Raw genomic sequence first — 24,370 nt, 5'->3', positions numbered from 1 at the left:
TTATGTCATTTGTATTTGCATTTATTGTAGGAGGCATTATTTGTGTTATAGGTCAATTATTAATGGATGTTGGTAAATTAACACCCGGACATACATTGAGTACGCTAGTCGTAGTGGGAGCAATTTTAGATGGGATGGGCTTGTATGAACCTCTAATTGATTTTGCAGGTGCTGGTGCAACAGTACCTATTACATCTTTTGGCAATTCATTAACGCATGGTGCAATGGCTGAGGCAGAGAAACACGGTCTTGTAGGCGTGTTGAGTGGGATGTTTGAAGTAACAAGTGCAGGAATCAGTGCTGCCATAGTGTTTGGCTTTATCGGCGCTTTAATTTTTAAACCAAAAGGAAATATTGACTAGACGAATACCCCACCCATTTCTACAACGAAAACATATTATAGGTTGTAGAAGGGAGGGGTATTTTTATGGGATATCAAGGCTGGTGCGCACAACCGTATGGAGGAAATGTTGGTAGCTATAACGCTAGTTATTGTGGAGGCGATTACTACGGCGGCTATTGTGGTCATGGCAATAGCTCAACATTTGTTCTAATTGTTGTCCTATTCATTCTTCTAATTATTGTTGGCGCTACTTTCATGTAATTTAACATCGCAGACGCAATAATTGATTAAATGTGACAGTAGATAAAAGGCTTTAGCTTTTCTTCAGAGTGCCCATTATCTGAATAAAGTTTAAAGCCTTCACTCATTGTTAAATGTTTTGTATGAAAACAACGGTGGAAAAAATAAAAATTTTAACTGATAGGAGGGGGAACATGCACCGCGGGTTTTTTAATTCAATTGAACAAAAAACTGGGGTATCAATGGAGGAAATTTTTGCATTAGCAAATGCAATTCAACATGCAGATTTTACAAATGAAAAACAAGTAAGAAAAATTGTACGACGTGTAAGTAAGATATCCAAAAGACAAATTACGCAAGAGCTTGAGGATAAAATAGTACAATCTATTATTCAAGATGGTGATTCACTAGATTTCGATAAAATTACTAAAATGATGAAATAGTATGATATATCCACTATGTAAAGCAATATCAAAAGGTTGGTTAAATGGATGTTCATTTATCATTCAACTTTTACAAAAAGGGTGTTACGATATGCATCAGCATTTTCGTAACACCCATTTGTTAAATGTTTTTTTCCATAGCACGATGTGGGATACCTGCGTCCATAAACTCAGGAGATGTTACCGAATAGCCAAGCTTTTCATAAAAAGGAATAGCATAGCTTTGTGCATGGAGTTTTAGTTTTTTCTTATGAATGGAAATGGCATGCTTCTCCATTTCCTTCATTATTAAAGCACCTAGTTTTTTGCCACGCTGGTCTTGTAAAATACAGACACGTTCAATTTTTGCAGCATCGTTTTCAATACTACGCAAACGTGCGGCACCTACTGGCTCATTGCCTTCATACATAATGAAATGCGTTGCGGATGCATCCTCAGCATCGCATTCTAGATGAAGCGGCACACCTTGCTCTTCTACAAAAACTTTTTTGCGGACTGTAATCGCATCATCATGTTCTTTTGTCGTTTCAACAATCTTAACGTTATACAAGTTTTACTCATCCCCAGTCAATCGGAATGTTTCATAAGTTGTCCAAGAGCCGTCTTCTAATTGATATAAAAGATGGATGCGATCAATCGTATCTTTTTCGTCAACGCCTGTCATACGTAATTGCCCAAAGATGTCATCGTGCTCTGAGGCTGTCATTTTTTGAGCAATTGTAATATGTGGGACAAAAACATGTTTAGTTTCTCCAAACGGAATTTTTTCTTTTAGTGCATACTGAAATGCTTCTAATTGTTCTGTCGGATCAATGCGGAAATAGAGTGCATTTGTTGTAGGGAAAAACGAACTTATGCGTGATGCATGAATGTTTAAGGGTGCATATTTGGCAGCAAGTTCATCTAATTGCTTTACGACAGAGTTAATATCTTCATCTGTTGCTTCAAAGCTGTCTTTTAACGTCATATGCGGTGTGATTTTCGCATAATGCGGATCATAACGTTTGCGATAAGTGTTAGCTAAATCTTGCAATTTTTTTGATGGAAATGCCACAATACCGTACTTCATAGTCCATTACCTCCCGAAAATAAACAAATTTACTATTAAAGTATAACAGAAATTTCCCTTTTCGTAATTTGAATAGCCCAAATTAATTGAAATTTTCAATTAATGCGCGACGTAAATCAGGTTTCCAATATTTCCATGTATGATTTCCGTCAAACTCATCATAAAATGTAGAAAATCCTTTGCTTAACATAAGGTTATGCAATTGACGATTCGGTGTTAAAAAATCCTTTATTGTTTTATCCATTGTCACCACTTGGTCTTCTTTTTTTCCGACAATATGATAAATAGAAATTGTCCCTGGATCTTTAAAATTTTCAACAGCTTTAAGCACATTTTCGTCGACATATGGTGACTGTAAAATGGCTTTACCAAAAATACTTGGATATTTTAAAGCAGCCATTAAGGAAGCAGTTGCAGCCATGGAGTCACCTATCACTCCGCGGCTCATGCCCATTTGGTAAGTTGAAAATTCAGCATCTAAATATGGCACAAGCTCATGTGCTAAAAAACGCAGATAAGCTTCATGTTGCTCTCCACTAGGGATATATTTGTGACGTCGATCCTTAATATCTTTATATGGAACGAACGCGATAATTAAATTTTCGATTTCATAGTCATCGATAAGTTCATCAGCAAGTTTTGTGATTCCCCCAAGTTGGAAATAATCCTTACCATCTGATGCAATTAAAATATTATATTTATATAGTGGGGAATAATTTGCAGGGACATAAATATATAACTGTAATTCCTCCTGCAACGCTTCACTATAGAACTTTAAATCCTGTACAGTTCCCTTATCCAATGATGACACTCCTTCATGTGTTTGTAACAAAATTGTACCATATAAGAAAGTAAAGGTATAATAGGTGAGGCTAGCATTTTACTAGCAAAAAAAACGAAATGAGGGTTGATTATGCATAATAAAAGTACTCGCATACATTCTGATGAAGTAGCGAAGGCAGCCCAAGCTGCACTCATTCGTCGCGGTGTATCGCTAGAGGATATTGCTAAAATTGTTTATGAAATGCAAAAAACCTATAATGAAGGCTTAACATTAGAACACTGTGTTCATTCTGTCGAGCGTGTATTACGTAAGCGTGAAGTTCAACATGCTTTATTAGTAGGTATAGAATTAGATGAACTTGCAGAGAAAAAGTTATTATCTGCACCATTACAGCAAATAATAGAATCTGACGAGGGGTTATTTGGTGTGGATGAAACAATCGCACTTGGATCTGTTTTTACATATGGTAGCATAGCGGTTACAACTTTCGGACACTTAGACAAGCAAAAAATCGGTATTATTAAAAAGTTAGATACAGAACCTGGACATCATGTAAATACGTTTTTAGATGATTTAGTTGGCAGTATCGCAGCTTCTGCCGCATCACGTATTGCACATCGTATGCGTGACTTAGAAGAAGAGGGCGAGACATTTGCCGATATAGTGCCAGAAGAGCTAGGACCAAAACCAAAATCACATAATGAGATATAACAAAGTCTTTACTATTTAAAACAGAGCCTCCTCATTAACTGTAGGAGGCTCTGTTTTTAGTATGCTTAGACAATTGTTTTGTATACTCACACACGGAATCTTTATACGTAATCGTTAAAATTAGATCCGATGATAGAAAAGAAAAAATATATGGAAGTAGCAAATAGACAAACACGTTATGAGATAGTAAATAGTCACTAGTTGAAGTATCCCAAAATCATTGAGTTGTTTGCACCTACATAGCTTGAATGTAGTAGCTTGATATTTTACAATAGAAACAAACATCGTGAAACTCTTTAGGACTTTTGATTAGTTAAGAATACTGTTAGAAAGCTGTAATAAGGATGAAAAGTTGTAAGGGAACTATTTTAGCCATATCTGGATTAATTATATATGTATGAAAGTTACATATTAACTGATGTAGAATAATGATGTACTAAGTTGTGATGTGTAAATATTGCTTAATTATATAGATATTATGATCTTCGGTTTTTGAAACTGAAGTTTTTTTAATGAGTAGGGTAATACTCTAATCACGATTGAAAAACTCTTCAGCAAAAACAAATCAAATTCATTGTGATATTAGTGGGCTTTATTGATAATAGACTTAAATAAAGTAGTAAGAAGAGAGGTACTGAAAATGAGTGACAAAGATATTAAGACGTTAATCACTAGCGGAACAATTATTTTTGCTGTTGTGTTGTATTTAATATTCAGATAAAATTTTAGGTCTTCAGTTTATCATTTAACTGGGGATTTTTGATTTTATGAAAAGGTAGGATCAGAAATTAATTATTAATAGGGAAATGTGAGTAATACTATTGAAGATAAGAGTTATAAGATATTCAATTTCGATTAAAACTATTAAGGAATGTGTCGTAAGGAATTAGAAAGGTGACAAATTATTGATCACCTTTTTTAACTTGATGTGTATAGAGTTGGAAGTGGCAAACTAAAATGTTTGAAGCACTAAAGGTATCAGATTGGTTACGGAGGCATTGTCTAACTTGGAATCGTAGTGTTTAAATTCAAGAAAATGATACATAAGGAAAATAAATGGCTCATCACCAAAAGTTGTGGATGACATTTGTTAAAACATATACTATATAAATAAGTTGATTGGAGTGGAGGCTGGGTGACTCCTTGGGGATCAGCGATAGAGGAACGAAGGCTAAGAGCATCACGTCCAGTGATAACGCCTTCGTGACCTACATCGTGTAGGCCCGAGACCCTGGAGCGAGCAACGCGAGTGAAGCGGCTCATCGGACGCCCCCAGGAAGCTCTGCTCTGCGCGAAAGCGAAGCGTCAGCGGCAAAGCGCCCAGTCGGAACGGAAATCAACCACACGTTTTGGTGATGAACCAAATAAATGATATATTTTATCTTTAAGAAAGTAGGATACTGATTTGAAAAAATTCTATTTGGCTTTGTTCTTTTCTACATTGCTTATAAGTGGATGTACGGAAGAAACTAGCACAGATATTATTGAAACTGAAGATATACAAGGAATTGTAGCTTCAACAATGGAAACTGCTGAAAAGCACGATGTGAGTAAATTTGAAGAATACGAACTACAAGATATAATTGACGGCGACACAATAAGAATAAAATATAATGGTAGCCCAGAAAAAGTACGTTTTCTTCTTGTAGATACCCCTGAAACTAATCACGAAACGTTAGGAGAGCAACCTTATGGGCCAGAAGCTAAAGAATTTACAAAGCAGCTACTAGCTGGTCAAGATACGGTTTATTTAGAATTCGACGTTTCATATCGTGATAAATATAAAAGGTTACTAGCATATGTTTATACTAAAGATGGTATTAGTGTTCAAGAGCAACTATTGAAAAATGGATTAGCTCGCGTGGCATATATTTATGATCCAAATACGAAGCATGTAGATTGGTTTAAATCGATTCAAAAAACTGCGCAAAAATCTGCTATTGGTATTTGGTCAGTTGAAGACTATGTAACAAATCGTGGTTATGATAAAGATGCATATTATGCTGCAACAAAAGATAATGCTAAAACAGAAAATGACGAATCTAATACGGCTAATAAAAACAGTTGTGTAATTAAAGGTAATATTAATTCAAAAGGTAATAAAATTTACCATATGCCTGGACAACGTGATTATGACAATACAGTAGCAGAAGAAATGTTCTGTACTGAAGAAGAAGCCGAAGCTGCTGGGTTTATTCCAGCTACAAGATAAGATTGATGGACCTTTTAATAGTAAGTGATTTTTTTCTTAGATGATATAAGAATTATTAAAATAAAGCTGCATTATTTGTAAGTAGGTTTATTAGACTAGTGTATTGCTGACTTCGAATAGAAAAATGGAGAAATTGAGTTCGCTTAATTCCTCCATTTTTTATTTAAGCAAATTATTGTAATTTGTAGTTTTGTAAAAAATTCCTGTTCAGATGAAGCTGGAAGACTATTATCAGTTCTCGTTGGACAAATAACACAAGGGGAAATTCTTGAGGTTGGAACTGGTATTGGTGTAGGGAGTTCTTGGATACTTTCTTCCATTGCTCCAACAGTAAAATTATAATTCAAAAGAAAAAATTGATGCTATTGCCGATCATATTAGACATAACCAAGTGGAATTTATTTGTGGGGATTGGAAAGAGATTATTGCAAAAGGTCCTTCTCAATCTATTTTTGCAGATGCAGCACTTCCTGGATGGTTAACGGAGTGCTTTACTTCATAATGGGTAGAGCCTTTTTCTTCATAAATGAAGGGAAAGGTTAGTTGAAGAAGGGTTTTTGGACTTTTTGTGGAATATATTACCTTAAAAAGTCTGGTATTGATGTAATATTCACATCGTGATTAACCAGACAGTGGGAGGAGTTTAAAATGTCATTAAAAGCAGGAGATATAATTACGTTTGAACGAACTTTTACAGTAAGGGATGTTGAATTATTTACTAAGATTTCAGGGGATGCAGGGATCCATCACATAACCCCAGATGAACAAGGAAGACTTGTCATTCAAGGATTATTAACGGCAACTCTGCCAACAAAAATAGCTGGAGATAATAACGTACTGGCTCGTAGTACGAGTTTTGAGTTTTTAAGACCTGTTTTTACAGGTGATACAATCGTTTGTATAGTTAAAATTGAGAAATACGAAAGGCAAGAAAATAATAGAACAGCGTTTGTTGCATCCTTTTTATGTAAAAATCAGAATGAAAAAGAAGTATTGAAAGGAGATGTATCAGGCGTAATTCTTTAAACTTTAGTAACTGGAGCAATATCGAAATCTACGGGACAGCATTCCTGTAATAACTAATAAGAGTTAATATATGTAAAAGCAGATAGTTTGTGAATAAATGAACGTAAACTATCGGGGGCGATTGTTCAATTAGAGCAATCGCTTTTTCACTAACGAAGCAGTTTAGTTGTGCGAAATGTTCCTAGCTCAAATGGAGAATGGTCACATTACTCTGGTAAAGCTAGGCAGTTCCTTTCGGAATTGAAGGGTTATATCGAAGAATCAAATGAAGAGGTAACGCTCGGAAGGGTTCTCTCTTAGTCGAATAGCACTTGATTTAGTAAGAATGAAAGTGTTATAAGCTCGGCGAAAAGGCGTGAGAATTTACCGTAACAGTTCGGCTGACGAAAGCCTACCCGCGGGGGTGGTGTAAATCATGGTGCTTGAGTTGAATGAATATGGTGAGAATGCGAATGAACCTAAAAGAAAAGGTTAAGCTGACAAACTTCTGAATGTACGGGCCTATAACTGCGATACATAGAAATGTGTATGTCACCAAATTGTGAGGTTAGATGTGGGTGAGTAAGACTAGCTAATATGAAAATCCATGATACGTTACAGGCGTATGAATGCTAACAGGCTTACAGGAAGCACCTAATTTCATTCTATAATAGATATAATTCAACATTGTAAGCTGATAACGTGGAGGGCTTACTCTCTTTGAAGCGTTGCGAAGGAAAATAATCGTAAGATTAGCGGTTATATAACTTTACTTTATATCAGTGAAAGTGGTGGCACAGTACCGTTGAAGCGTGTAATGAACGTGGAGGGATAGCCACTAGACTAATGAAGAATTATTTAATCATGCTTGGCAAATCTTTATCGGTTAATAAGGTTCTCGTGAGACTAAAAGAGGTTCACCTTCCAAGGGAGGCACCGACTTATTGAAACGGAAGAATTGAGACATAGAAGGTATTTTGATATCAGAAGTGTTGATGATTAATTGAATTGGATTAGTTGGAACGCTGTATGCGGTGAAAGTCGCACGTACGGTGTGAACAGGGGGAAAAGCTGGCGATAATTTCAAAGGCTTACCTATCTGTATGAATAAGGAATCATAGTTTTTGGTAAAATAATGGTATTATATTTAAGTATAGTGGGATGGCTAAAGTGCATTAATAGAACTGTACGGATACAAGGTATATTGTGGAGGGGAAAAATGAAATTCTTTAGAAAAATGTCTAAACTTGAGAAAAGTAATTGGAATAAAGGAGCCCCCTTGGTCTGCCGGAGAATTTTCGGGGAAGAAAATTCAGCAGACAACCCTGCAAGGCTAAGTGGCGAAGCCACCCAGTCGCTACGCTCCTTTAAGCCTTTCGGGTTCGTAGATACACTAACGTTAGGCGAAACTCTCGAAGGACATTATAAAAAATGAAGTGAAGTTCTAAGACCTTAAATATTATGGAGGGACAGAAATGAATAATTTAGAACAAATAATTTATGACAAAGTTAAGAAACGGATTGATGGTTGGTGTGATGATATTATCAAAGATATTTATGTATTGTCGTTTTATATTGATTGTGAATTAGACGATATGAGAAAGCCTAGGCTTACTTTGGGGTACAATACAAACTCTAATTTGACGTTTAATATTTCACAAGCCACTGATGAATGTGAAGCGAAGTGGAATTATGCTTTTTGGCTACAAAACGAAGAAATCGTGATTGGAGAGAACAACGAGGGTACTAACAAAGAAGAACTACAATTAAGGGATCAATGGGTCGGAGAATCACAATGGTTTTATACGGATACAGATGAGGAAGAGGATTTTGATCGAACTTTAGAATTAGGAGAAAGAATAGTAGAAGATTTCTATGAAATAATTAAAAATGTTGTTAAACGATTACACAATGAAGGTGTGATTATTGGAAAATTCAATAAAGCCTTACCATTAATTATTCATGAACTAGAGTATTATGAAAGGTTTATAGAAATTAACCAGGATATCAATCCAGAAGACTGTATAAGGGAATTTGTAATGTGGATAGATTCAATGTAGGAGTAATTGAAACGGACGAGAGCATCGCCTAACATCATATCTACACCGCGTCGCTACGCTCCTTGGTCTGCCCAAGGCATTTCGAAGAAGTGGAATCAGGCAGACAACCCTGCAAGGCTAAGTGGCGAAGCCACCCAGTCGTGGGTGATAGAAATCCCCACCCGTTACCTTAAAACTTTTACGATACGGTTTGCCTTTATCTAAGAATGCCTGAACCTGGCTTTCTCCTTTTGAAATATCCAGACCAACGACTGGATTCATTCTTAATCTCCTCCTAGAATCATATTTGCCAGTTACCCCTAATCCTCCATGCAGTGTCTTAGCTTCGCTTGTTATACGAGATCTAAGTCCCAACCAGCCTCAATCATGTTTCTGCAAGTAGGGGGCGAACGGTTTAGTTGACGGGATCATGCCCCACGAGCAGATACGTTCTACCCTGGCTACTGCTATAATAAAACTATATAAAAAATTGTCAACCAGAAATATCTGGCTGACCTTATAATACGAACGAGGCACGATAGTTGAAGTGGGGTGTATGATGAGATCGCATGATGAGTCAACTTACAACGATGAGTTCAAGGAAAATGCCTTAGAAATCATTTTTCTTTTTGAAGTAGGTATTGAGTTCATTGGTTTCCCTCAGTCAGAGCTGCAACGATTAAATGATTTTTATGAGATAAAATCACTCAAAAGGAAGAAGAAGTAAAAAAGTGGATTATGAATATTCACTATGATTTTTTTGGAGGTGCTAATTTCAAGGATAGAGACGATCCCCAAAATAAACAATTATCCAACTATCTGTTAAAGGAACTTAGTGAGATAAAAAACACGTTACGCTAACGGAGAACGATAGCTCGATACTGCTCCGATATAGGGATAGGGATCGGTGCCTCGTTGAGCTAACTGGCAGAATAGTTGAAACGGAAGCATTGAAGCAGGGCAAAAATTTTATTAGGAGTTCTTATGAAAAACAAAACAATAATTGATATAAGGTATTATGGAGTAGAAGATTATCACTTTGATATTCCTTACATTGGAGACAGATATGCAAGAAAACTGCGTGAATTCGATTTTAAAACAGGAGATTATGACCATATTTACATCAATTTTGTTGATTCATTACAAGAAGGTCATGTAGAGATTACACCAAATCTCAATGAAGATTGGTTTATTTACGTTAACATCGGTGTTTCCGTTAATAAATTCAATAGGTTAAACCCAGATGAAAAATTCATTTTTAAAATTGAATTGACTACGGAAGTCCTACGTGCCCTTTGTGAAAGAGACGGGCTTGACTTTGAAATAGTAAAAAAGGTCAAGAAAATGATGCTAAAATATAAAACCGAATTGGAAATTGTTCATAAGGAAAAGGAAACGGCAAAATATAAAGTCGTTATTAGCCATCAGATAAGACCATTGAACAAGGCTTCTATTTCATTTGTTGAATATACTGATAAAATTACAGGTGTTAGTATGAAGAAAGTACTTACTAAACTTAAAAAGTATAGAGATATTTACTTTTTGGTTTCATCAATAAGTGTTACAAAGGACGTTGTAACATTAAAACCAAGAATATCATCAACAGCAGAAGTGCATTTGCGTTCATATAGAACACCTATCCAAATCCCTATTGTGGATTTCTTTACCAACGATGAAAAGATTTCTTCAGAGGTAATGTTCCGCTAACGGGTACTTTAGTGCAACAAGGATTTATAAAGCATACAAAATAAACCTAATAAACGTTCCCCAATGAAAGTTTGGAAACACACCTAAAAGCCACAAATGTTGTTACATCAACGTTTCGTGGCTTTTCTTATGAACATTATTTATACAGCTTTTTATGCAGGAAGCGCAAACACTTGATACATCAATATTTCCACGTTTATGGCTTACCGTTTAGTGTGCATAAAATCGTGTATATTCCTTAACGTTGTAAATCCGCATTTTCCTGGTGCTACCCCTTATATCACAGGCTTCTAGTTTCCAAAGTTTAAATGACTTATTTGCCCCTTTTGACACCAATTATTATGGGAGATTTTTTATTCTCAATTACTGTTAAATAAATAAAATAAATGTAAAATACGTTATAATTGTATTTTAATAAAGGAAATATAAAGAAAAAATTTTATAACGCTATAATATCAAATTATATAAATGTGGGAGGTGACATTAAATGAGGAAAGTTTTAATTTCAATTCTTATGTTTATTGTCTTACTTATTAATTTCATTTTTTGGGATTATCGTAGGACAGGTACTCTCTTATGGGGGGAGAATATTATACAATCGTTGGCTTTTATAATAGTTTTCTTTATTGCAAGATCGCTATTTGATAGTACAACAAAAAATAGAAATTCGAATTCTTAAAGGAATTCGGATTTCTATTATCTTTTTACCAAGGATTATCACCGTGTGACAATAAGCAACTAAAGAGCATAGAAGCTAAAGAACCAGCTATAAGATAGCGATAATGCTGCGATCTATCGTAGAAAATAAAGATATCACTAAGGAGAGAGTATGCAAAATTTTATATATACTGCGATTGGTGATCCAGTCGAAAAACACGGTTAAATCAATGATGTATAAAATACTGTATATACAATAACTCGCGATTCAACCGAAAAGGCAATGTCAACTCGTTTTGTATGGAATTGTATGATGCTATTCAACTAACGAGGCAGGTTAGTTGTGCGAAATGTTCCTAGCTCAAATGGAGAATGGTCACATTACTCTGGTAAAGCTAGGCAGTTCCTTTCGGAATTGAAGGGTTATATCGAAGAATCAAATGAAGAGGTAACGCTCGGAAGGGTTCTCTCTTAGTCGAATAGCACTTGATTTAGTAAGAATGAAAGTGTTATAAGCTCGGCGAAAAGGCGTGAGAATTTACCGTAACAGTTCGGCTGACGAAAGCCTACCCGCGGGGGTGGTGTAAATCATGGTGCTTGAGTTGAATGAATATGGTGAGAATGCGAATGAACCTAAAAGAAAAGGTTAAGCTGACAAACTTCTGAATGTACGGGCCTATAACTGCGATACATAGAAATGTGTATGTCACCAAATTGTGAGGTTAGATGTGGGTGAGTAAGACTAGCTAATATGAAAATCCATGATACGTTACAGGCGTATGAATGCTAACAGGCTTACAGGAAGCACCTAATTTCATTCTATAATAGATATAATTCAACATTGTAAGCTGATAACGTGGAGGGCTTACTCTCTTTGAAGCGTTGCGAAGGAAAATAATCGTAAGATTAGCGGTTATATAACTTTACTTTATATCAGTGAAAGTGGTGGCACAGTACCGTTGAAGCGTGTAATGAACGTGGAGGGATAGCCACTAGACTAATGAAGAATTATTTAATCATGCTTGGCAAATCTTTATCGGTTAATAAGGTTCTCGTGAGACTAAAAGAGGTTCACCTTCCAAGGGAGGCACCGACTTATTGAAACGGAAGAATTGAGACATAGAAGGTATTTTGATATCAGAAGTGTTGATGATTAATTGAATTGGATTAGTTGGAACGCTGTATGCGGTGAAAGTCGCACGTACGGTGTGAACAGGGGGAAAAGCTGGCGATAATTTCAAAGGCTTACCTATCTGTATGAATAATAGTAATATAATCACTTATTAGGAATGTAGGGATAAAATTAACAATCGGTGTCACAGCATAGCTGAGAGTTTTCTTTTGATCCAACCCAACAACTTGTTCGGGAACTCTAGAAAACATTATGTATTTTTATTATTAAATCAAGACATATTGAAGACCTGTAGTTAAAGTAAAGAGACGAATTTCATAATGTTTTCCTCACTTTCCTCTTGATAAAATCCGCAAGACAGGAAGGAGCATACTACATGCCCCTTCCTGTCTGTTATACGCGAACGCGTTTTATAAATAGTGATGCGATAAAACCTATCACAGCGAATGATGTTATGAAAAAGAAAGCGTGCTTTGTACCAGCAGCCAATAATTCAGCTGTTGTAGATCCTGGGAAACTTTCCCGAAATCTATCTTGCCCATTAACCATTAATGTAATCGCAAATGCTGTTCCTGTTGCACCTGCAATTTGTTGTAAGGTATTCATGACAGCTGCACCATCTGCGTATAATTCACGAGGTAATTGATTTAAACCATTTGTTTGCGCGGGCATAATAATCATCGAAATTCCAGTAAATAAAATCGTGAATGACACGACTATTTGCCAAACTGGTGTTTCAGTAGAAATCGTCAGGACAAAAAGAACACTTGAGATTACTGTTAGGAAAAAACCCAGTGGTAAAAATGTCTTCGCGCCAAATTGATCAAATAATTTGCCTATCACTGGTGACATCATTGCATTCATAGCACTTCCTGGTAAAAGAATAAGTCCTGCTATTGCTGCACTAACCAGTAAAGAACCTTTCAAATACAGCGGCATTAGAATAGCCGTTGATAAAATAAGTAGCATTCCAATAAATAATAACAGCGTTCCTAATGTAAACATTGGATATTTAAACACACGTAAATTAATCATTGGTTGTTTCATCTTAAATTGACGGATGATAAATAAAACAATAGAAATGAATCCTATAATAAATGGAATATATACTTGTGCAGAAGTTAATGATTTTTCTGCAACAGTACTTAAACTATAAATTAACCCACCAAAACCAAGTGTAGAAAAAATAATCGATACGATATCAATGGCTGGTTTCGTAATTTGTGATACATTATCAATTTGTTTAAGCCCAAATACGATTAATCCTACATAAAACACAAGGCTAATCCAGAAGATAAACGACCAACCCAATGTATCGACAATTAAACCGGATAGAACAGGTCCAACTGCAGGAGCTGTTGTAATCACAAGCCCCATTAACCCCATGACGGTCCCGCGTTTATGGATGGGGAAAATGAGCAATATAACATTCATCATTAAAGGTAATAAAATCCCTGTCCCAACTGCTTGAATGATACGACTTATAAATAAGACAAAAAAGTTAGGCGCTAAAGCTGCTAAAATCGTTCCTAAAATTGAAAAGCTCAACGAGGTAACGACTAATTGTTTCGTTGTAAACCATTGAATTAAAAGAGATGAAACAGGCACAAGAATGCCTAATGTTAATAAATATCCCGTAGTTAGCCACTGTGCTGTGGGTGCCAAGATAGAGAAGTCGGTCATAATATTTGTTAATGCCATATTTAAAGCTGTTTCACTAAACAACCCAATAAAAGCCCCAAACATGAGTGCAAAAGCCATAGCTTTCGGATTACGGACTTGTACAATTTGTGAAGATGTCAAAATTAACTTCCTTCCTGTAAATCTGAATTATAGACCGGTCTATATAATTTAAAATTAAAAGAACTTCCTTTATTTACTTAGCAAGCAATAAAGGAATCATCTTTTGTATCTGTAGTAAGGGCTCGCTAGATTTTCTCGTTAAACAAAGTGTCACGCCACCTTCAATGAGTGCGTTCATTGAAGTACTAATTAAACGTGCTCGTTCTTCTGAATAGCCACTAGCCATTAATTTTTCAATGTATAGTTTTCCCCACATTTCAAAGGTTTCTTCGCAAATTTGACGTAAATTTTCATTTACAAGTGCTGTTTCAGCTGCGAGTAAGCCTAGTGGTACAGTAGGGATTTCGGCTAGCTTTTCGATCTGATTAAATTGTTCAGCAAGCAATTGAATTTTATGTTGAAATGCTTTAACCGGATCATCAAAAGCGTTAAAACGTGTCTGGATATCGGCTGCAATTATTTGTCCAGATAATTGGATGGCTTCAGCGGCTAACTGTTCCTTTCCATTAGGGAAATGATAATATAAAGAGCCTTTTGGGGCACCACTTTCTTGTAAAATTTGATTTAATCCCGTTGCATGGTAGCCCTTTAAATGAAATAATCGTGTCGCTGCCTTTAAAATTTTTTCCCGTGATTGGTTTTTATTCGATATGCTATCCACCTCCAAATTATAGTGATCGGTCTACATATATGCTAATGTAATGGTTTCTCAATGTCAAACATTTTTAGCATAGGTGCAAAAAATATACTTCGATTTACAGGGGGGCTTGGCAATGTTGGTGCACTTCGATTACTTATGTTGGACGAGCTTGTAGGTATTATCACAACTAATCGTGCGATGGAGGGCTTGCTGTGCGTTTCAAAAGGAATTTTGAAGAGACAATTGGTATAACAGTAAGTATCGGTGTAGCCTATTCCGATTTATTGTAAATATAGTTTTTGTTAATATATTTGTTTATTGCTGATATTCAACATCTGGTTTCAGGCGTAAATGTAAGAAAATGATGCAACAAAGTGATTATGAAAAGTACGAATAAAAGTAAGCGTCAAATAGCGCCCCCTGAGTAACTAGTGGGCGCTATTTGACGCTTACTTTAAAAGAGACTTATTGGTATTTCTCTTTTTTCTTGTTTGACCAAGACATTTTGTTTTCTTTACCTTATTTCTCTGTTAAGAACGGCAGTGTATTTTCAAATATTTACTGCCATCAATGCAAAGCCCATTTCGTTTTTGATTTTCCAAGGACAGAAAATCGAGTGAAACGCAAATCAGCTTTCGAAAATCCAAAAACTGGTTCTACATCGATTACTCGTTGTCGATAGATGGCACCTGTTTTTTTTCTGAAAGCTTATATTCTTTTTGTTCTTCCCATTTGTCATTGATCATTAACTTTCCTGTTATTTTCTTCATTAGCTTTTGTACAGAAGGAACGGAATAAACAATCAGTACAATCTTCATTTACATAGATTTTCAATGTACGTGTAAAACAATATTCATCTCAATTGTTTTCTGTGCGAAAGCAAAAAATATCTAAAGTGAGATTCTATGTTTGGTTGAATGATGAAAAAGTGCTAAATGAAAGTATTTATGTTAGTTAAATCCAAAAGATGAAAAAAGGAGTTTGAATTTATGTATTTCGTCCGATAAAAGCCTAGGGTGAAATTTCATCGATAAAAGCCTAGGGTGAAATTTCATCGATAAAAGAAGGGTAGGTTGTGAGCAGTAGAGGGAAGCGGCATTCTTTTTGAATCTAGATCATTGACTATAGTGCCATTAAAAGAAAATACGAAATTATTCAATAATAAACATCTTAAGAACTAATGGAGACAAAAGGAGAACTGTTGTATGAAGAAATTATTTGGAAGCTTTAAGGGCAAGCTTTATACATTATTTGCTCTTATCTTGCTAGTTCCAGTGATTAGTGTTGGGAGTTTTTCGTATCTTTCGGCGAAAAATTCGATAAAAGAAGAAATATTATTTAGTGCAAATGAAAGTGTAACTATGTTAAATTCAACTATTGATAAAACCATTAGTGAAAAAATAAACGACATTAATGTTTTTAGCGAGGAAATAGAGTCTTCTAAGTATAAACAGAATGGCGCAGCAATTTTAACGAATTTTCAACAATATATGAAGATGAATCCAAATGTTTTAAGTATTTATCTTGGAACAAATGAGGGAGCATTATTTCTAGAACCAAAAATGGATCTTAAGGATTACAACGTTTTAGAAAGGGAATGGTATAAAAAGGCTACTGCTTTAAAGGGTGAAACTTTAATTACGAATCCTTATATTGATGCATTTACTGGAGAGATGGTTGTAACAGTGGCTCGTCAGCTAAAGGATAAATCTGGGGTAGTAGCAGTTGATTTAAAATTAGGAGAGCTTCAAAAAACCGCAAGCTCAATTAAAATCGGAAAAAATGGATATCCTTCTATTTTTGATGAAAATAAACTGGTTATCTCACATCCTACTTTAGAAGCAGGTAGCGAATTAACAGAGAGCTTCGCAGATAAGATGTATGAAAGCAAATCTGGCACGTATGAATATGTCTTTGACGGTAATGACCGCATTATGTTCTTTACTACAAATGAATTAACGAATTGGAAAATTACTGGAACGATTTTTTCGAAGGAAATTGATAAATCAGCATCATCCATTTTAAAACACACGTTAATCGTGCTAATTATTGCGATTGTCATAAGTACGATTGTGTTTTATTTTGTCATGAAGGGAATTATAAAACCAATTAGATTGCTTAAGGATAGTGCCGTAACCATTAGTAAAGGTGATTTAACAGAGAAAGTGACAATTACCTCTAAAGATGAGATTGGACAGCTCGGCGAAGCCTTTAACGATATGCAAGATAGTTTAAGAACGCTCATTCAAAAAATAGAACAAAATGCTGAGGAGGTAGCATCGTCGGCAGAAGAGCTTACAGCCAATGCCAATCAAACGAGCATTGCCACAGAGAAGGTTGCGATTTCGATTCAAGATGTTGCGATGAGTGCAGACACGCAAACGACGAGTGCCAATAAGAATGCAGAATCGTTACATGAACTTTCAAAGGCAATTATGCATATCGCGGACATCTCTTCTACTGTGACGGATCTTTCACAGCACGCGACGCTACAAGCAAATGAAGGTGGACAGGTAGTACAAGAGACAAAGAATCAAATGCAATCGATTCATTCATCAGTAACAGATTCAAACACGAAAATTCAGACATTACATGAACGCTCTCAGCAAATTACGTCCATTTTAGATGTCATTACAAGCATTGCAGATCAAACAAACTTACTTGCTCTGAATGCAGCGATTGAGGCGGCAAGAGCAGGGGAGCATGGAAAAGGCTTTGCAGTTGTTGCAGATGAAGTAAGAAAGCTGGCGGAGCAGTCACAGGAATCTGCCAAACAAATTTTCGAACTAATCCATGGCATTCAATTAGAAACAGAACAATCTGTAAACATCATGGCTAAAGTAACAGAGGATGTTCAAAACGGTCTTCATGTATCAAATGAAGCCATCACGAAATTCAAAGTAATTAAGGCAAGTATGGATAAAATTACTCCTAAAATGGAAGAGGTGTCTTCTGCCTCTGAGCAAATGTCAGCGAACGTACAAGAGGTGGCAGCTATTACAGAGGATTTAGCGTTCTCAGCAAAAGGCAATGCAGCTGCTTCAGAGGACGTTGCGGCGTCTACAGAGGAACAATTAGCATCGATGGAAGAAATTAATGCTTCAGCACAAGCTCTAGCACATATGGCGGATGAGCTAAAACAGCTAATTAGTCAATTTAAATATTAATAGAATAAGACATACGAAAAAACGATGCTGGACATAACTGGCTGATATTACAGAAAAAGGGCTCATCACCAAAAGTCGTGGGTGACATTTGTTAAAACATATACTATGTAAATAAGTTGATTGGAGTGGAGGCTGGGTGACTCCTTGGGGATCAGCGTCACAGATGAGACCCTGGAGCGAGCAACGCGAGTGAAGCGGCTCATCGGACGCCCCCAGGAAAGCGCCCAGTCGGAACGGAAATCAACCACACGTTTTGGTGATGAACCAGAAAAAGAGAAATTGAACTAATATGGACCTATATAGTAGCACGACGAACACCCAATCTACGGGCAATCTCAGCTTTTGATAAATTCCCTACATCAAGGTAAAAAGTGTCTAATCTGATTTTACAATTCGCCGTAAAATAAAAATACTAGCAATTAGCAAAAAACATTTACACTATTATAAGTAAATCAAAAAAGATTTCTTTTATTTTTGATAAAGGAACAGAGGAGATTTTATGTATGACAACAAGAATTGCAATTATAGAAGATGAAGATAATATCCGTGAAATATGCAAACGGTACTTAGAAAGAGAAGGATATGAAGTATACACCGCTGAAAACGGAGAAAAAGGTTGGAATTTATTTCAGCAATATCAACCTGATCTCATTGTTTTAGATTTGATGATGCCGAAAAAAGATGGATGGGAACTATGTGAGGAAATTCGCCAACACTCTAATGTTCCTATTATTATTTTGACTGCGAGGGGAGAAGAAAGAGATCGAATTTTGGGGTTAACAATAGGCGCGGATGATTATGTAACAAAACCATTTTCGCCTCGTGAATTAGTATTAAGGGTACAAATTGTATTACGAAGAGGCAATCAAGCAACAATACAAATGCAAGAACCAGTATCAGAAATAGTAAGGTTCCAAGATTTAGAGATTCACCCAACAAAAAGACGTGTATTTGTTTGTGGGCATGAAATTGAGTTAACAGTGAAAGAATTTGAGGTACTTCTTATAATGGCAAAACATCCAAGACAAGTATTTTCAAGATCCCAACTTCTTGAACAAATTTGGAATTTTGAGTATGTAGGGTGCACAAATACAGTAACAGTTTTAGTAAGTCGCCTACGTGAGAAATTAGATAAACATACAACAAAGAATCGTTGGATTCATACAGTTTGGGGCATAGGTTATCGCTTTGAGCCGGATGGAGGAAAAGAAATATGAAGTTACGTTATCAATTGTTGTTGATGAATTTATTAAGTACGGGTATTATGTTAATCTCTATCTGGTATAGCGAAAGAAAAATGTTACTTAGACCAGAACAGACACGGTTATTTATAGGAATCGTGGTGGTAGCACTCATTATTTCAACTATTATTTACTGGTTAATGACACGTCCCATTATGAGATCGATCCAAAATTTAATTGCATTAACCAAACAATTTAGTGATAGACATTTTGAAACGATGTACATTATAGGGAAAGAACCGGAAGAGTTTAAAGAATTAGCCACAGCTTTTCAAGAAATGGCAAAAAAATTAGAAGAAAGCTTTACTAAGTTAGAAAAAGGAGAAAAAGAACGTACTGAACTGATTGCGAATATTTCACATGATTTACGAACTCCTCTTGCTAGCATACAATTGATGATAGAAGCGTTACAGGATGGCTTAATTGCAGATGCTGATATGAAAAAACAGTATCTAACGACAATTCTAAACGAAATACAACGATTAAATGGACTAATTAATGATTTATTTGAACTGTCTAAGTTAGAACTTGGACAAGAAGCATTTAATCCAAGTTTAATACATATAGATAGTATTCTATTAAAAGTAATAGATTCACATGCTATCCTATTGAAAGACAAAGAGATTGATTTGCAATTACGTGTTTCAGATACATTACCAAAACTTTGGATTATGCCATGTAAAATAGCCCGAGTAATCAATAATTTGTTACATAATGCGATTCGTCATTCTCCTACATGTGGCACAATTGAGTTAATTGTAGAGGAAAATAAACAGAAACAGCAAATTATATTCACTTTGCGTGATGAGGGGAATGGGATTTCCTACAATGAACAACTTCGTATATTTGAACGCTTTTTCAGAACAGATCCATCAAGAAGTTCACAATCTGGAGGATCTGGACTTGGACTCGCTATTGCAAAATCACTAGTGGCAATGCATAAAGGAGAAATTGGTGTTCGGGACCGTCCAGATGGAAAACAAGGATGTGAATTTTGGTTTACTCTTCCCGTCATATCAGAAAAGAAATAGATATAGAAAAGAGTCTGGGACAAAAAGGAAAAATGTTAGACCGATTGCATTTCTGGCATAACATTTTTTTGATTTAGGAAGGAACACTCTACTCATTGAAGCGAAAAAGTTATTATCTGTTTTCGCTAATCGAGTTCTGTCCCAGCCTCTTTTTGTTAAAGTTTGATTGAAACATTTCTTGATGTATAGAAGGTACTTTACCTATGTGACCTGCAAAAGGACCCAATGCGTTTAAATCCTTCCGGTACTGCAATTAATAGCACCGTACAACAAGTAGCAGGAGCGATAGGCACAGCTGTATTTGTAACAGTGAGGACAACATATGAAAAAACACGAATAACTGAGCTAAAAGGTACGATGAATCAAACACTATTGCAAAAACAAGCATTGCTCGATGCAATTAAGCGTACATCTTTCGTAACGATTGGTTTAGTTGTTGTTGCAACACTTTTATCTGACATGATTCGTAAACGTATTTGTGAGGAATAAAATGAGTACAATTTTTATATTTGACTAAAAAATTAGTCCAAGAATTACTCAACTTTGAATATTTAGAAAAATTCCAACCGGTTCCCAGTACGTTAAGGAACCGGTTATTTATATTTGTCTTACTTGAGAGAGCAGCCGGAGCAATCTCAAAGGAGCGTATCAAATATTCTCTTATTTGTAAAGGTGAAGCCATGAATGGATTGGCAAGAGCCTTATTCTTTGGAAAACGAGGAGAATTATGGAACGAGCACTATAAGATCAACTACAACGTGCCAGCGCCTTAAACATCATAATTAATGCCATTAATGTATGAAATACCGTATATCTTACCGAAGCAACAAAACTGTTGAAGGAAAAAGGGAATTTGCGAGAAGATTTACTAAAACATATTTCGCCATTGGGATGGGAACAGATCAGTTTTCTGTGAATACACCTTTGATATGAAAAAAAATAACAAGCTTAGATTCACTCCGTCCTCTTGTTCAATAATATCAAGCCGATGATTCCTTAGCGTAGGAAATATCGGCTTTTTTCATGTCGAAATTTGCTTAGCGTATGTTTTCCGCGTTTTGCTGGTAGGACCCCATGCCTATCAACTTAAGAATTCAGAATTACCCCAAACCAAAAAAATGAGCTTTTTGTTACAAGCTAGCACAAAATTTCCTTTTAGGGGGATACTTTAAAATTTTAGCTTGACGGCTATGGGGTATCATAGTGACCCCTTATACATAAAAAGTGAAAGTTTCTTCGATAAAATCGAAGGAACTTTCACTTTTTTATTATGAGAGAGCTTTTTTCTATTTTTATTGTCCTTTTTTAACTTCTGGTTCAACTGTATAAGTGTAACCTTCGTTAGTAGTAGTGTAATCTTCGTCAGTAGATTTGCCATTTTCAGCAACCGTACCGTCAGATTGAACAGCAAGTGCTCTAGGTTGCTCTACAATAGGTTTTACAGATACAGAGAACTGTGTTCCATATTCAGCTGAGTATTTACCTTTTCCTTTTAAAGTAACTTTATCATACAAACCATCTGAATATTCATAGACAGGCTTTACATTAAAAGCACTAGTCTTGGTATTGCTATATCTAAAAGCGTCATACCATAAATTTTGAAGATTATTATTGCTCTTTCGAGAACCATCTTCATAATTAACTGTACCTGTTATAGTAGAGGTAAGGTCTACATTTCCGTCTATTTTAACGGTATTTAAAATTACAGAAACCTCTACAGCTGAATGTGCAGGAACTATGATATTTTGTGGGCTAGCGGTATAAGTATAACTTTCAGTCTTTGTAGTTTCATTTGTATTTGAGAAATTATATTCAGTAGATATTTCAACACTTGTCTCTCCAATAACAGGAATACCAAACGATGCACTAGCAGTTACTCCTAAGTTAAATCCATGTGTAGTGGAACTAGAAACAGAATGTTCAATTGTCTTTGAGAATTCATTTGTAGTGAAAGTTTGATCATGATCCGTACTATTCCTGAAAACTGTCTTCCCTACGAATAACGTTTTTGCATTAGTAATAGGAGAACCATTTTCTTCTACAGACGTTTTAACTACCTTATTAAGAACAAACTGTGGATTTTTATAATTCTTATACTGTTCAACATTATTTTGAAGCATGCTAAACATCTTTTTGAAGGGCTCATCCCAATTTTCTATATAAGGGTTTTCTTGTCCTGCTGCGATAGGGTTAACTTGAGGTGTACTTGCTGCACTCGCTAAATTTGGGGATGCGAATGCAAATGAAGTACCAATAACTCCAATCATAGCAAGTGATAAAATTTGTTTAGTCTTCTTGTTGTTTTTTAGCATATTACTAGCTCCTTTTTTGAGATTATAAAATTTGTATAACAATCGAATTTACTATTATTCTTTTAAATAAAGTGAATTCTACTTAAGGTGTTGATAAGTTCATATTAATTTATATATCTTTCGAAATCCTTTCATAAGTATTACAAAAGTCTTACAAATATAATAAAAGAGTGCCGCCACATTGCTCCAGCTTAGAGGGGTCACCATACATGCCCTTCAACTTAAGAAATTTTAATACCCTTAAATACAAAAAAACGTTATCCTTTCTAAACTAGCTAGATTAGAAAGGATGACGTTTTTTATGAATCTCTCAATTCAAGATGAACTACAACCATTTGTGGAAGAATTACAACGATATGTTACACCTGTATTTTTAGAAGAACTTGCAAGAGAAATAGGGGGGGAAAACGAAAATGCAAGTTTTCTGGCTCAGACTTAGCTACTATTTGTATTTGGGTGAGTCAACGGGTGGCAAGTGATCCCCTGAACATTTGGTATGGAGTGCTTAGATCTTTACGACCAGGAGATTTATGTATTCGTGATTTGGGTTATTTTTCATTGAGAGGCGATAAAAGAAGGAAAGCTCTTAGAGTCTGATTTTAATGAAATCTGTAAAATTCCCATCGGAGACTATAAAGTGTATTTTTCTGAGTTAGAAGAAATACCGGAAGACTTTATATTACCTAAAACAATATTAAACAAATATTTAAAGGGGCAAGGTCATAGAATCCGCACTTTAGGTGACTATTACAAAATACTGAACTGGCTTAGACCCGTACGATTTTCTAAAATTACTTGGTACGAGAATTGTAAGAGTGCTTCAGGGCCAATTTACGAAATTAAATAGACGAACCAATCATGGTTCGTGATGATTTCAATATCTTGGCTGTATATATACCGTCAGAAAAAGAGGATAACATGATTAAAAAAGAACAGATTGATTTACAGGATCAGTCTGTTAAAACCAGAAAGAATTTATCCATCAATTGTTTGGAATAACAGCATAAAATATAATTCCACTAGAAATACGGTTCACCCTTTTCATCACGTTCAATTACTCCTCCCTCCGGGTTTAGCGTATCTTTTGTAATCCCTGCTATTTCAAGTGCTTTAGAGTTTACCCAAATCGAATGATAATCCTCTGAAATTAAAGCAACAGGAGTATCTTTTACAACAGCATCTAAAGATTCTTTTGTTGGGCCTGTTGTTGGAAAAAGAGTATTACTCCAGCCAGCACCATGTATAACGCTTACGCCACTATGTTCTTTTGCATATTTTTCTACCATTTGGATATATTCTTCAATTTTTCTACCACTTATTAAGTTATCAGAATAAAGAGAATTAACTGTTTCCGAAGCGTGAAGATGGCTATCAACAAAACAAACATATATGATTTTCCCCTTCGCAATCGCAACTACTTCTGCCCACGGTTGGTTTGTTTCTACCGTATAGACCTTCCCATTTATAAAAATGGTGTCAGCTATCTCTCTGATGTGTTCCTGTTGTTTATTTAACGGTACAAATCCTGCTAGCATACAAACCACAGTCAGACTAATTAAAAGAACAATCAACTTTCTCAATGTATGAACCCCCAATTCTTTGTTATTTAATTATTTTTATAAACCTCAATATACAACTACTTAAATTATCAATAATGCCTTGAAGTACTCTTTTTATTAAGATTGAGTTGAACAGGCAATAAATTAACATTTAATAATTTACATAATCTGCAATCAAATGATGTAAGTTTACTTCGAAATATGTTAGTTAAGTGTATTTCTTCATATTCTTGCATTTTTAAAATAATCAATCTATTCATTAGAGACAATCCTTA

The 24,370-nt window shown here is 35.4% G+C and carries 24 protein-coding genes and 3 pseudogenes; 18 read left to right on the top strand and 9 right to left on the bottom strand.

Features of this window, described 5'->3' with window-relative positions:
* Window positions 1-2 precede the first annotated feature (2 nt).
* From spoVAE to ACB089_RS20710, 3 genes are all read left to right on the top strand, one after another.
* Window positions 3-362 (top strand): stage V sporulation protein AE, encoded by a 360-nt coding sequence (spoVAE, locus tag ACB089_RS20720; protein WP_374967608.1) that lies wholly within the window; start codon window positions 3-5, stop codon window positions 360-362.
* Between the two features lie 65 nt (window positions 363-427).
* The gene (locus tag ACB089_RS20715; protein WP_374963723.1) at window positions 428-604 is read left to right on the top strand and encodes a YjcZ family sporulation protein; all 177 of its coding nucleotides are present in this window, start codon (window positions 428-430) and stop codon (window positions 602-604) included.
* Between the two features lie 173 nt (window positions 605-777).
* Window positions 778-1,026, top strand: coding sequence for a stage VI sporulation protein F (locus ACB089_RS20710; RefSeq protein WP_374963722.1), 249 nt, complete (start codon window positions 778-780; stop codon window positions 1,024-1,026).
* Between the two features lie 121 nt (window positions 1,027-1,147).
* Here the strand turns inward: ACB089_RS20710 and ACB089_RS20705 are convergent, their stop codons facing one another.
* The 3 genes from ACB089_RS20705 to ACB089_RS20695 form a co-directional block, all read right to left on the bottom strand.
* Window positions 1,148-1,576: a GNAT family N-acetyltransferase gene (locus tag ACB089_RS20705; protein WP_368636963.1), complete on the bottom strand. Its 429-nt coding sequence runs from the start codon at window positions 1,574-1,576 to the stop codon at window positions 1,148-1,150.
* Between the two features lie 3 nt (window positions 1,577-1,579).
* Window positions 1,580-2,095, bottom strand: a complete 516-nt coding sequence (locus ACB089_RS20700) for a YjcG family protein (protein ID WP_374963721.1) — start codon at window positions 2,093-2,095, stop codon at window positions 1,580-1,582.
* 82 nt (window positions 2,096-2,177) lie between these two features.
* Window positions 2,178-2,897, bottom strand: a complete 720-nt coding sequence (locus ACB089_RS20695) for an alpha/beta hydrolase (RefSeq protein WP_374963720.1) — start codon at window positions 2,895-2,897, stop codon at window positions 2,178-2,180.
* A 111-nt stretch (window positions 2,898-3,008) separates the two neighbouring features.
* Here ACB089_RS20695 and ACB089_RS20690 point away from each other — a divergent pair, with 111 nt between their 5' ends.
* The 6 genes from ACB089_RS20690 (at window position 3,009) to ACB089_RS20665 (ending at window position 8,867) form a co-directional block, all read left to right on the top strand.
* Window positions 3,009-3,590, top strand: coding sequence for a phosphatidylglycerophosphatase A (locus ACB089_RS20690; protein WP_374963719.1), 582 nt, complete (start codon window positions 3,009-3,011; stop codon window positions 3,588-3,590).
* Between the two features lie 1,249 nt (window positions 3,591-4,839).
* The gene (locus ACB089_RS20685; RefSeq protein ID WP_374963718.1) at window positions 4,840-4,962 is read left to right on the top strand and encodes a hypothetical protein; all 123 of its coding nucleotides are present in this window, start codon (window positions 4,840-4,842) and stop codon (window positions 4,960-4,962) included.
* Between the two features lie 33 nt (window positions 4,963-4,995).
* Window positions 4,996-5,802 (top strand): thermonuclease family protein, encoded by an 807-nt coding sequence (locus ACB089_RS20680; protein WP_374963717.1) that lies wholly within the window; start codon window positions 4,996-4,998, stop codon window positions 5,800-5,802.
* 648 nt (window positions 5,803-6,450) lie between these two features.
* Complete coding sequence (locus tag ACB089_RS20675) at window positions 6,451-6,828, top strand: enoyl-CoA hydratase (RefSeq protein WP_374963716.1); 378 nt, start codon at window positions 6,451-6,453, stop codon at window positions 6,826-6,828.
* Between the two features lie 1,198 nt (window positions 6,829-8,026).
* Window positions 8,027-8,242, top strand: coding sequence for a hypothetical protein (locus ACB089_RS20670; RefSeq protein WP_374963715.1), 216 nt, complete (start codon window positions 8,027-8,029; stop codon window positions 8,240-8,242).
* A 40-nt stretch (window positions 8,243-8,282) separates the two neighbouring features.
* Complete coding sequence (locus ACB089_RS20665) at window positions 8,283-8,867, top strand: hypothetical protein (RefSeq protein WP_036125929.1); 585 nt, start codon at window positions 8,283-8,285, stop codon at window positions 8,865-8,867.
* A gap of 117 nt (window positions 8,868-8,984) precedes the next feature.
* Here the strand turns inward: ACB089_RS20665 and ACB089_RS20660 are convergent, their stop codons facing one another.
* The gene (locus ACB089_RS20660; protein ID WP_374967662.1) at window positions 8,985-9,128 is read right to left on the bottom strand and encodes a hypothetical protein; all 144 of its coding nucleotides are present in this window, start codon (window positions 9,126-9,128) and stop codon (window positions 8,985-8,987) included.
* Window positions 9,129-9,402: 274 nt separating this feature from the next.
* Here ACB089_RS20660 and ACB089_RS20655 point away from each other — a divergent pair, with 274 nt between their 5' ends.
* Both ACB089_RS20655 and ACB089_RS20650 read left to right on the top strand, forming a co-directional pair.
* Window positions 9,403-9,573 carry a hypothetical protein gene (locus ACB089_RS20655; RefSeq protein ID WP_374963714.1) on the top strand — a complete coding sequence of 57 codons (171 nt, stop codon included), beginning with the start codon at window positions 9,403-9,405 and terminating at the stop codon, window positions 9,571-9,573.
* Window positions 9,574-9,830: 257 nt separating this feature from the next.
* The gene (locus ACB089_RS20650) at window positions 9,831-10,553 is read left to right on the top strand and encodes a hypothetical protein (RefSeq protein ID WP_374963713.1); all 723 of its coding nucleotides are present in this window, start codon (window positions 9,831-9,833) and stop codon (window positions 10,551-10,553) included.
* Window positions 10,554-12,735: 2,182 nt separating this feature from the next.
* Here the strand turns inward: ACB089_RS20650 and ACB089_RS20645 are convergent.
* Together ACB089_RS20645 and ACB089_RS20640 are read right to left on the bottom strand one after the other, a co-directional pair.
* Window positions 12,736-14,103, bottom strand: coding sequence for a DHA2 family efflux MFS transporter permease subunit (locus ACB089_RS20645; RefSeq protein WP_374967607.1), 1,368 nt, complete (start codon window positions 14,101-14,103; stop codon window positions 12,736-12,738).
* A gap of 115 nt (window positions 14,104-14,218) precedes the next feature.
* Window positions 14,219-14,797: a TetR/AcrR family transcriptional regulator gene (locus ACB089_RS20640; RefSeq protein ID WP_374967606.1), complete on the bottom strand. Its 579-nt coding sequence runs from the start codon at window positions 14,795-14,797 to the stop codon at window positions 14,219-14,221.
* Window positions 14,798-14,857: 60 nt separating this feature from the next.
* On the opposite strand from ACB089_RS20640, the gene ACB089_RS20635 reads away from it, so the two are divergent.
* Window positions 14,858-15,037 (top strand): hypothetical protein, encoded by a 180-nt coding sequence (locus ACB089_RS20635; RefSeq protein WP_374963712.1) that lies wholly within the window; start codon window positions 14,858-14,860, stop codon window positions 15,035-15,037.
* Window positions 15,038-15,335: 298 nt separating this feature from the next.
* On the opposite strand, the pseudogene ACB089_RS20630 reads toward ACB089_RS20635, so the two are convergent.
* Window positions 15,336-15,643 (bottom strand): annotated as a pseudogene (locus ACB089_RS20630) (transposase); the annotation flags it as partial.
* A gap of 347 nt (window positions 15,644-15,990) precedes the next feature.
* Here ACB089_RS20630 and ACB089_RS20625 point away from each other — a divergent pair.
* The 5 genes and pseudogenes from ACB089_RS20625 to ACB089_RS20605 all read left to right on the top strand — a co-directional run.
* Window positions 15,991-17,952 carry a methyl-accepting chemotaxis protein gene (locus ACB089_RS20625; protein ID WP_374963711.1) on the top strand — a complete coding sequence of 654 codons (1,962 nt, stop codon included), beginning with the start codon at window positions 15,991-15,993 and terminating at the stop codon, window positions 17,950-17,952.
* A 503-nt stretch (window positions 17,953-18,455) separates the two neighbouring features.
* Window positions 18,456-19,169, top strand: a complete 714-nt coding sequence (locus ACB089_RS20620; RefSeq protein WP_374963710.1) for a response regulator transcription factor — start codon at window positions 18,456-18,458, stop codon at window positions 19,167-19,169.
* The gene (locus ACB089_RS20615; protein ID WP_374963709.1) at window positions 19,166-20,224 is read left to right on the top strand and encodes a sensor histidine kinase; all 1,059 of its coding nucleotides are present in this window, start codon (window positions 19,166-19,168) and stop codon (window positions 20,222-20,224) included. The genes ACB089_RS20620 and ACB089_RS20615 overlap by 4 nt, the downstream gene beginning before the upstream one ends.
* A gap of 225 nt (window positions 20,225-20,449) precedes the next feature.
* On the top strand, window positions 20,450-20,713 hold the full coding sequence (locus tag ACB089_RS20610) for a hypothetical protein (RefSeq protein ID WP_374963708.1): 264 nt from the start codon (window positions 20,450-20,452) through the stop codon (window positions 20,711-20,713).
* Between the two features lie 176 nt (window positions 20,714-20,889).
* Window positions 20,890-21,216: pseudogene (locus tag ACB089_RS20605) on the top strand (Tn3 family transposase); the annotation flags it as partial.
* A 300-nt stretch (window positions 21,217-21,516) separates the two neighbouring features.
* On the opposite strand, the gene ACB089_RS20600 reads toward ACB089_RS20605, so the two are convergent.
* Window positions 21,517-22,536: an ETX/MTX2 family pore-forming toxin gene (locus ACB089_RS20600; RefSeq protein WP_374963707.1), complete on the bottom strand. Its 1,020-nt coding sequence runs from the start codon at window positions 22,534-22,536 to the stop codon at window positions 21,517-21,519.
* 301 nt (window positions 22,537-22,837) lie between these two features.
* Between ACB089_RS20600 and ACB089_RS20595 the strand changes: the two are divergent.
* Window positions 22,838-23,022: pseudogene (locus ACB089_RS20595) on the top strand (IS4 family transposase); the annotation flags it as partial.
* A 533-nt stretch (window positions 23,023-23,555) separates the two neighbouring features.
* Here ACB089_RS20595 and ACB089_RS20590 read toward each other — a convergent pair.
* Window positions 23,556-24,116, bottom strand: a complete 561-nt coding sequence (locus tag ACB089_RS20590; protein WP_374963706.1) for an amidohydrolase family protein — start codon at window positions 24,114-24,116, stop codon at window positions 23,556-23,558.
* Between the last annotated feature and the right edge of the window lie 254 nt (window positions 24,117-24,370).

The sequence above is a fragment of the Lysinibacillus sp. RS10 genome, from assembly GCF_041956855.1.
GTDB classification, from domain to species: Bacteria; Bacillota; Bacilli; order Bacillales_A; family Planococcaceae; genus Lysinibacillus; species Lysinibacillus xylanilyticus_A.
This window is presented reverse-complemented; position numbering and strand designations above follow the sequence as displayed.

Excerpts from the sequence above, each read along its gene's own strand:
- spoVAE (WP_374967608.1), top strand. The coding sequence starts at position 3 with ATGTCATTTGTATTTGCATTTATTGTAGGAGGCATTATTTGTGTTATA.
- ACB089_RS20715 (WP_374963723.1), top strand. The coding sequence starts at position 428 with ATGGGATATCAAGGCTGGTGCGCACAACCGTATGGAGGAAATGTTGGT.
- ACB089_RS20710 (WP_374963722.1), top strand. The coding sequence starts at position 778 with ATGCACCGCGGGTTTTTTAATTCAATTGAACAAAAAACTGGGGTATCA.
- ACB089_RS20700 (WP_374963721.1), bottom strand. The coding sequence starts at position 2,095 with ATGAAGTACGGTATTGTGGCATTTCCATCAAAAAAATTGCAAGATTTA.
- ACB089_RS20690 (WP_374963719.1), top strand. The coding sequence starts at position 3,009 with ATGCATAATAAAAGTACTCGCATACATTCTGATGAAGTAGCGAAGGCA.
- ACB089_RS20675 (WP_374963716.1), top strand. The coding sequence starts at position 6,451 with ATGTCATTAAAAGCAGGAGATATAATTACGTTTGAACGAACTTTTACA.
- ACB089_RS20670 (WP_374963715.1), top strand. The coding sequence starts at position 8,027 with ATGAAATTCTTTAGAAAAATGTCTAAACTTGAGAAAAGTAATTGGAAT.
- ACB089_RS20665 (WP_036125929.1), top strand. The coding sequence starts at position 8,283 with ATGAATAATTTAGAACAAATAATTTATGACAAAGTTAAGAAACGGATT.
- ACB089_RS20660 (WP_374967662.1), bottom strand. The coding sequence starts at position 9,128 with ATGAATCCAGTCGTTGGTCTGGATATTTCAAAAGGAGAAAGCCAGGTT.
- ACB089_RS20655 (WP_374963714.1), top strand. The coding sequence starts at position 9,403 with ATGATGAGATCGCATGATGAGTCAACTTACAACGATGAGTTCAAGGAA.
- ACB089_RS20650 (WP_374963713.1), top strand. The coding sequence starts at position 9,831 with ATGAAAAACAAAACAATAATTGATATAAGGTATTATGGAGTAGAAGAT.
- ACB089_RS20645 (WP_374967607.1), bottom strand. The coding sequence starts at position 14,103 with ATGGCTTTTGCACTCATGTTTGGGGCTTTTATTGGGTTGTTTAGTGAA.
- ACB089_RS20635 (WP_374963712.1), top strand. The coding sequence starts at position 14,858 with ATGTCAAACATTTTTAGCATAGGTGCAAAAAATATACTTCGATTTACA.
- ACB089_RS20625 (WP_374963711.1), top strand. The coding sequence starts at position 15,991 with ATGAAGAAATTATTTGGAAGCTTTAAGGGCAAGCTTTATACATTATTT.
- ACB089_RS20620 (WP_374963710.1), top strand. The coding sequence starts at position 18,456 with ATGACAACAAGAATTGCAATTATAGAAGATGAAGATAATATCCGTGAA.
- ACB089_RS20615 (WP_374963709.1), top strand. The coding sequence starts at position 19,166 with ATGAAGTTACGTTATCAATTGTTGTTGATGAATTTATTAAGTACGGGT.
- ACB089_RS20610 (WP_374963708.1), top strand. The coding sequence starts at position 20,450 with ATGCGTTTAAATCCTTCCGGTACTGCAATTAATAGCACCGTACAACAA.
- ACB089_RS20600 (WP_374963707.1), bottom strand. The coding sequence starts at position 22,536 with ATGCTAAAAAACAACAAGAAGACTAAACAAATTTTATCACTTGCTATG.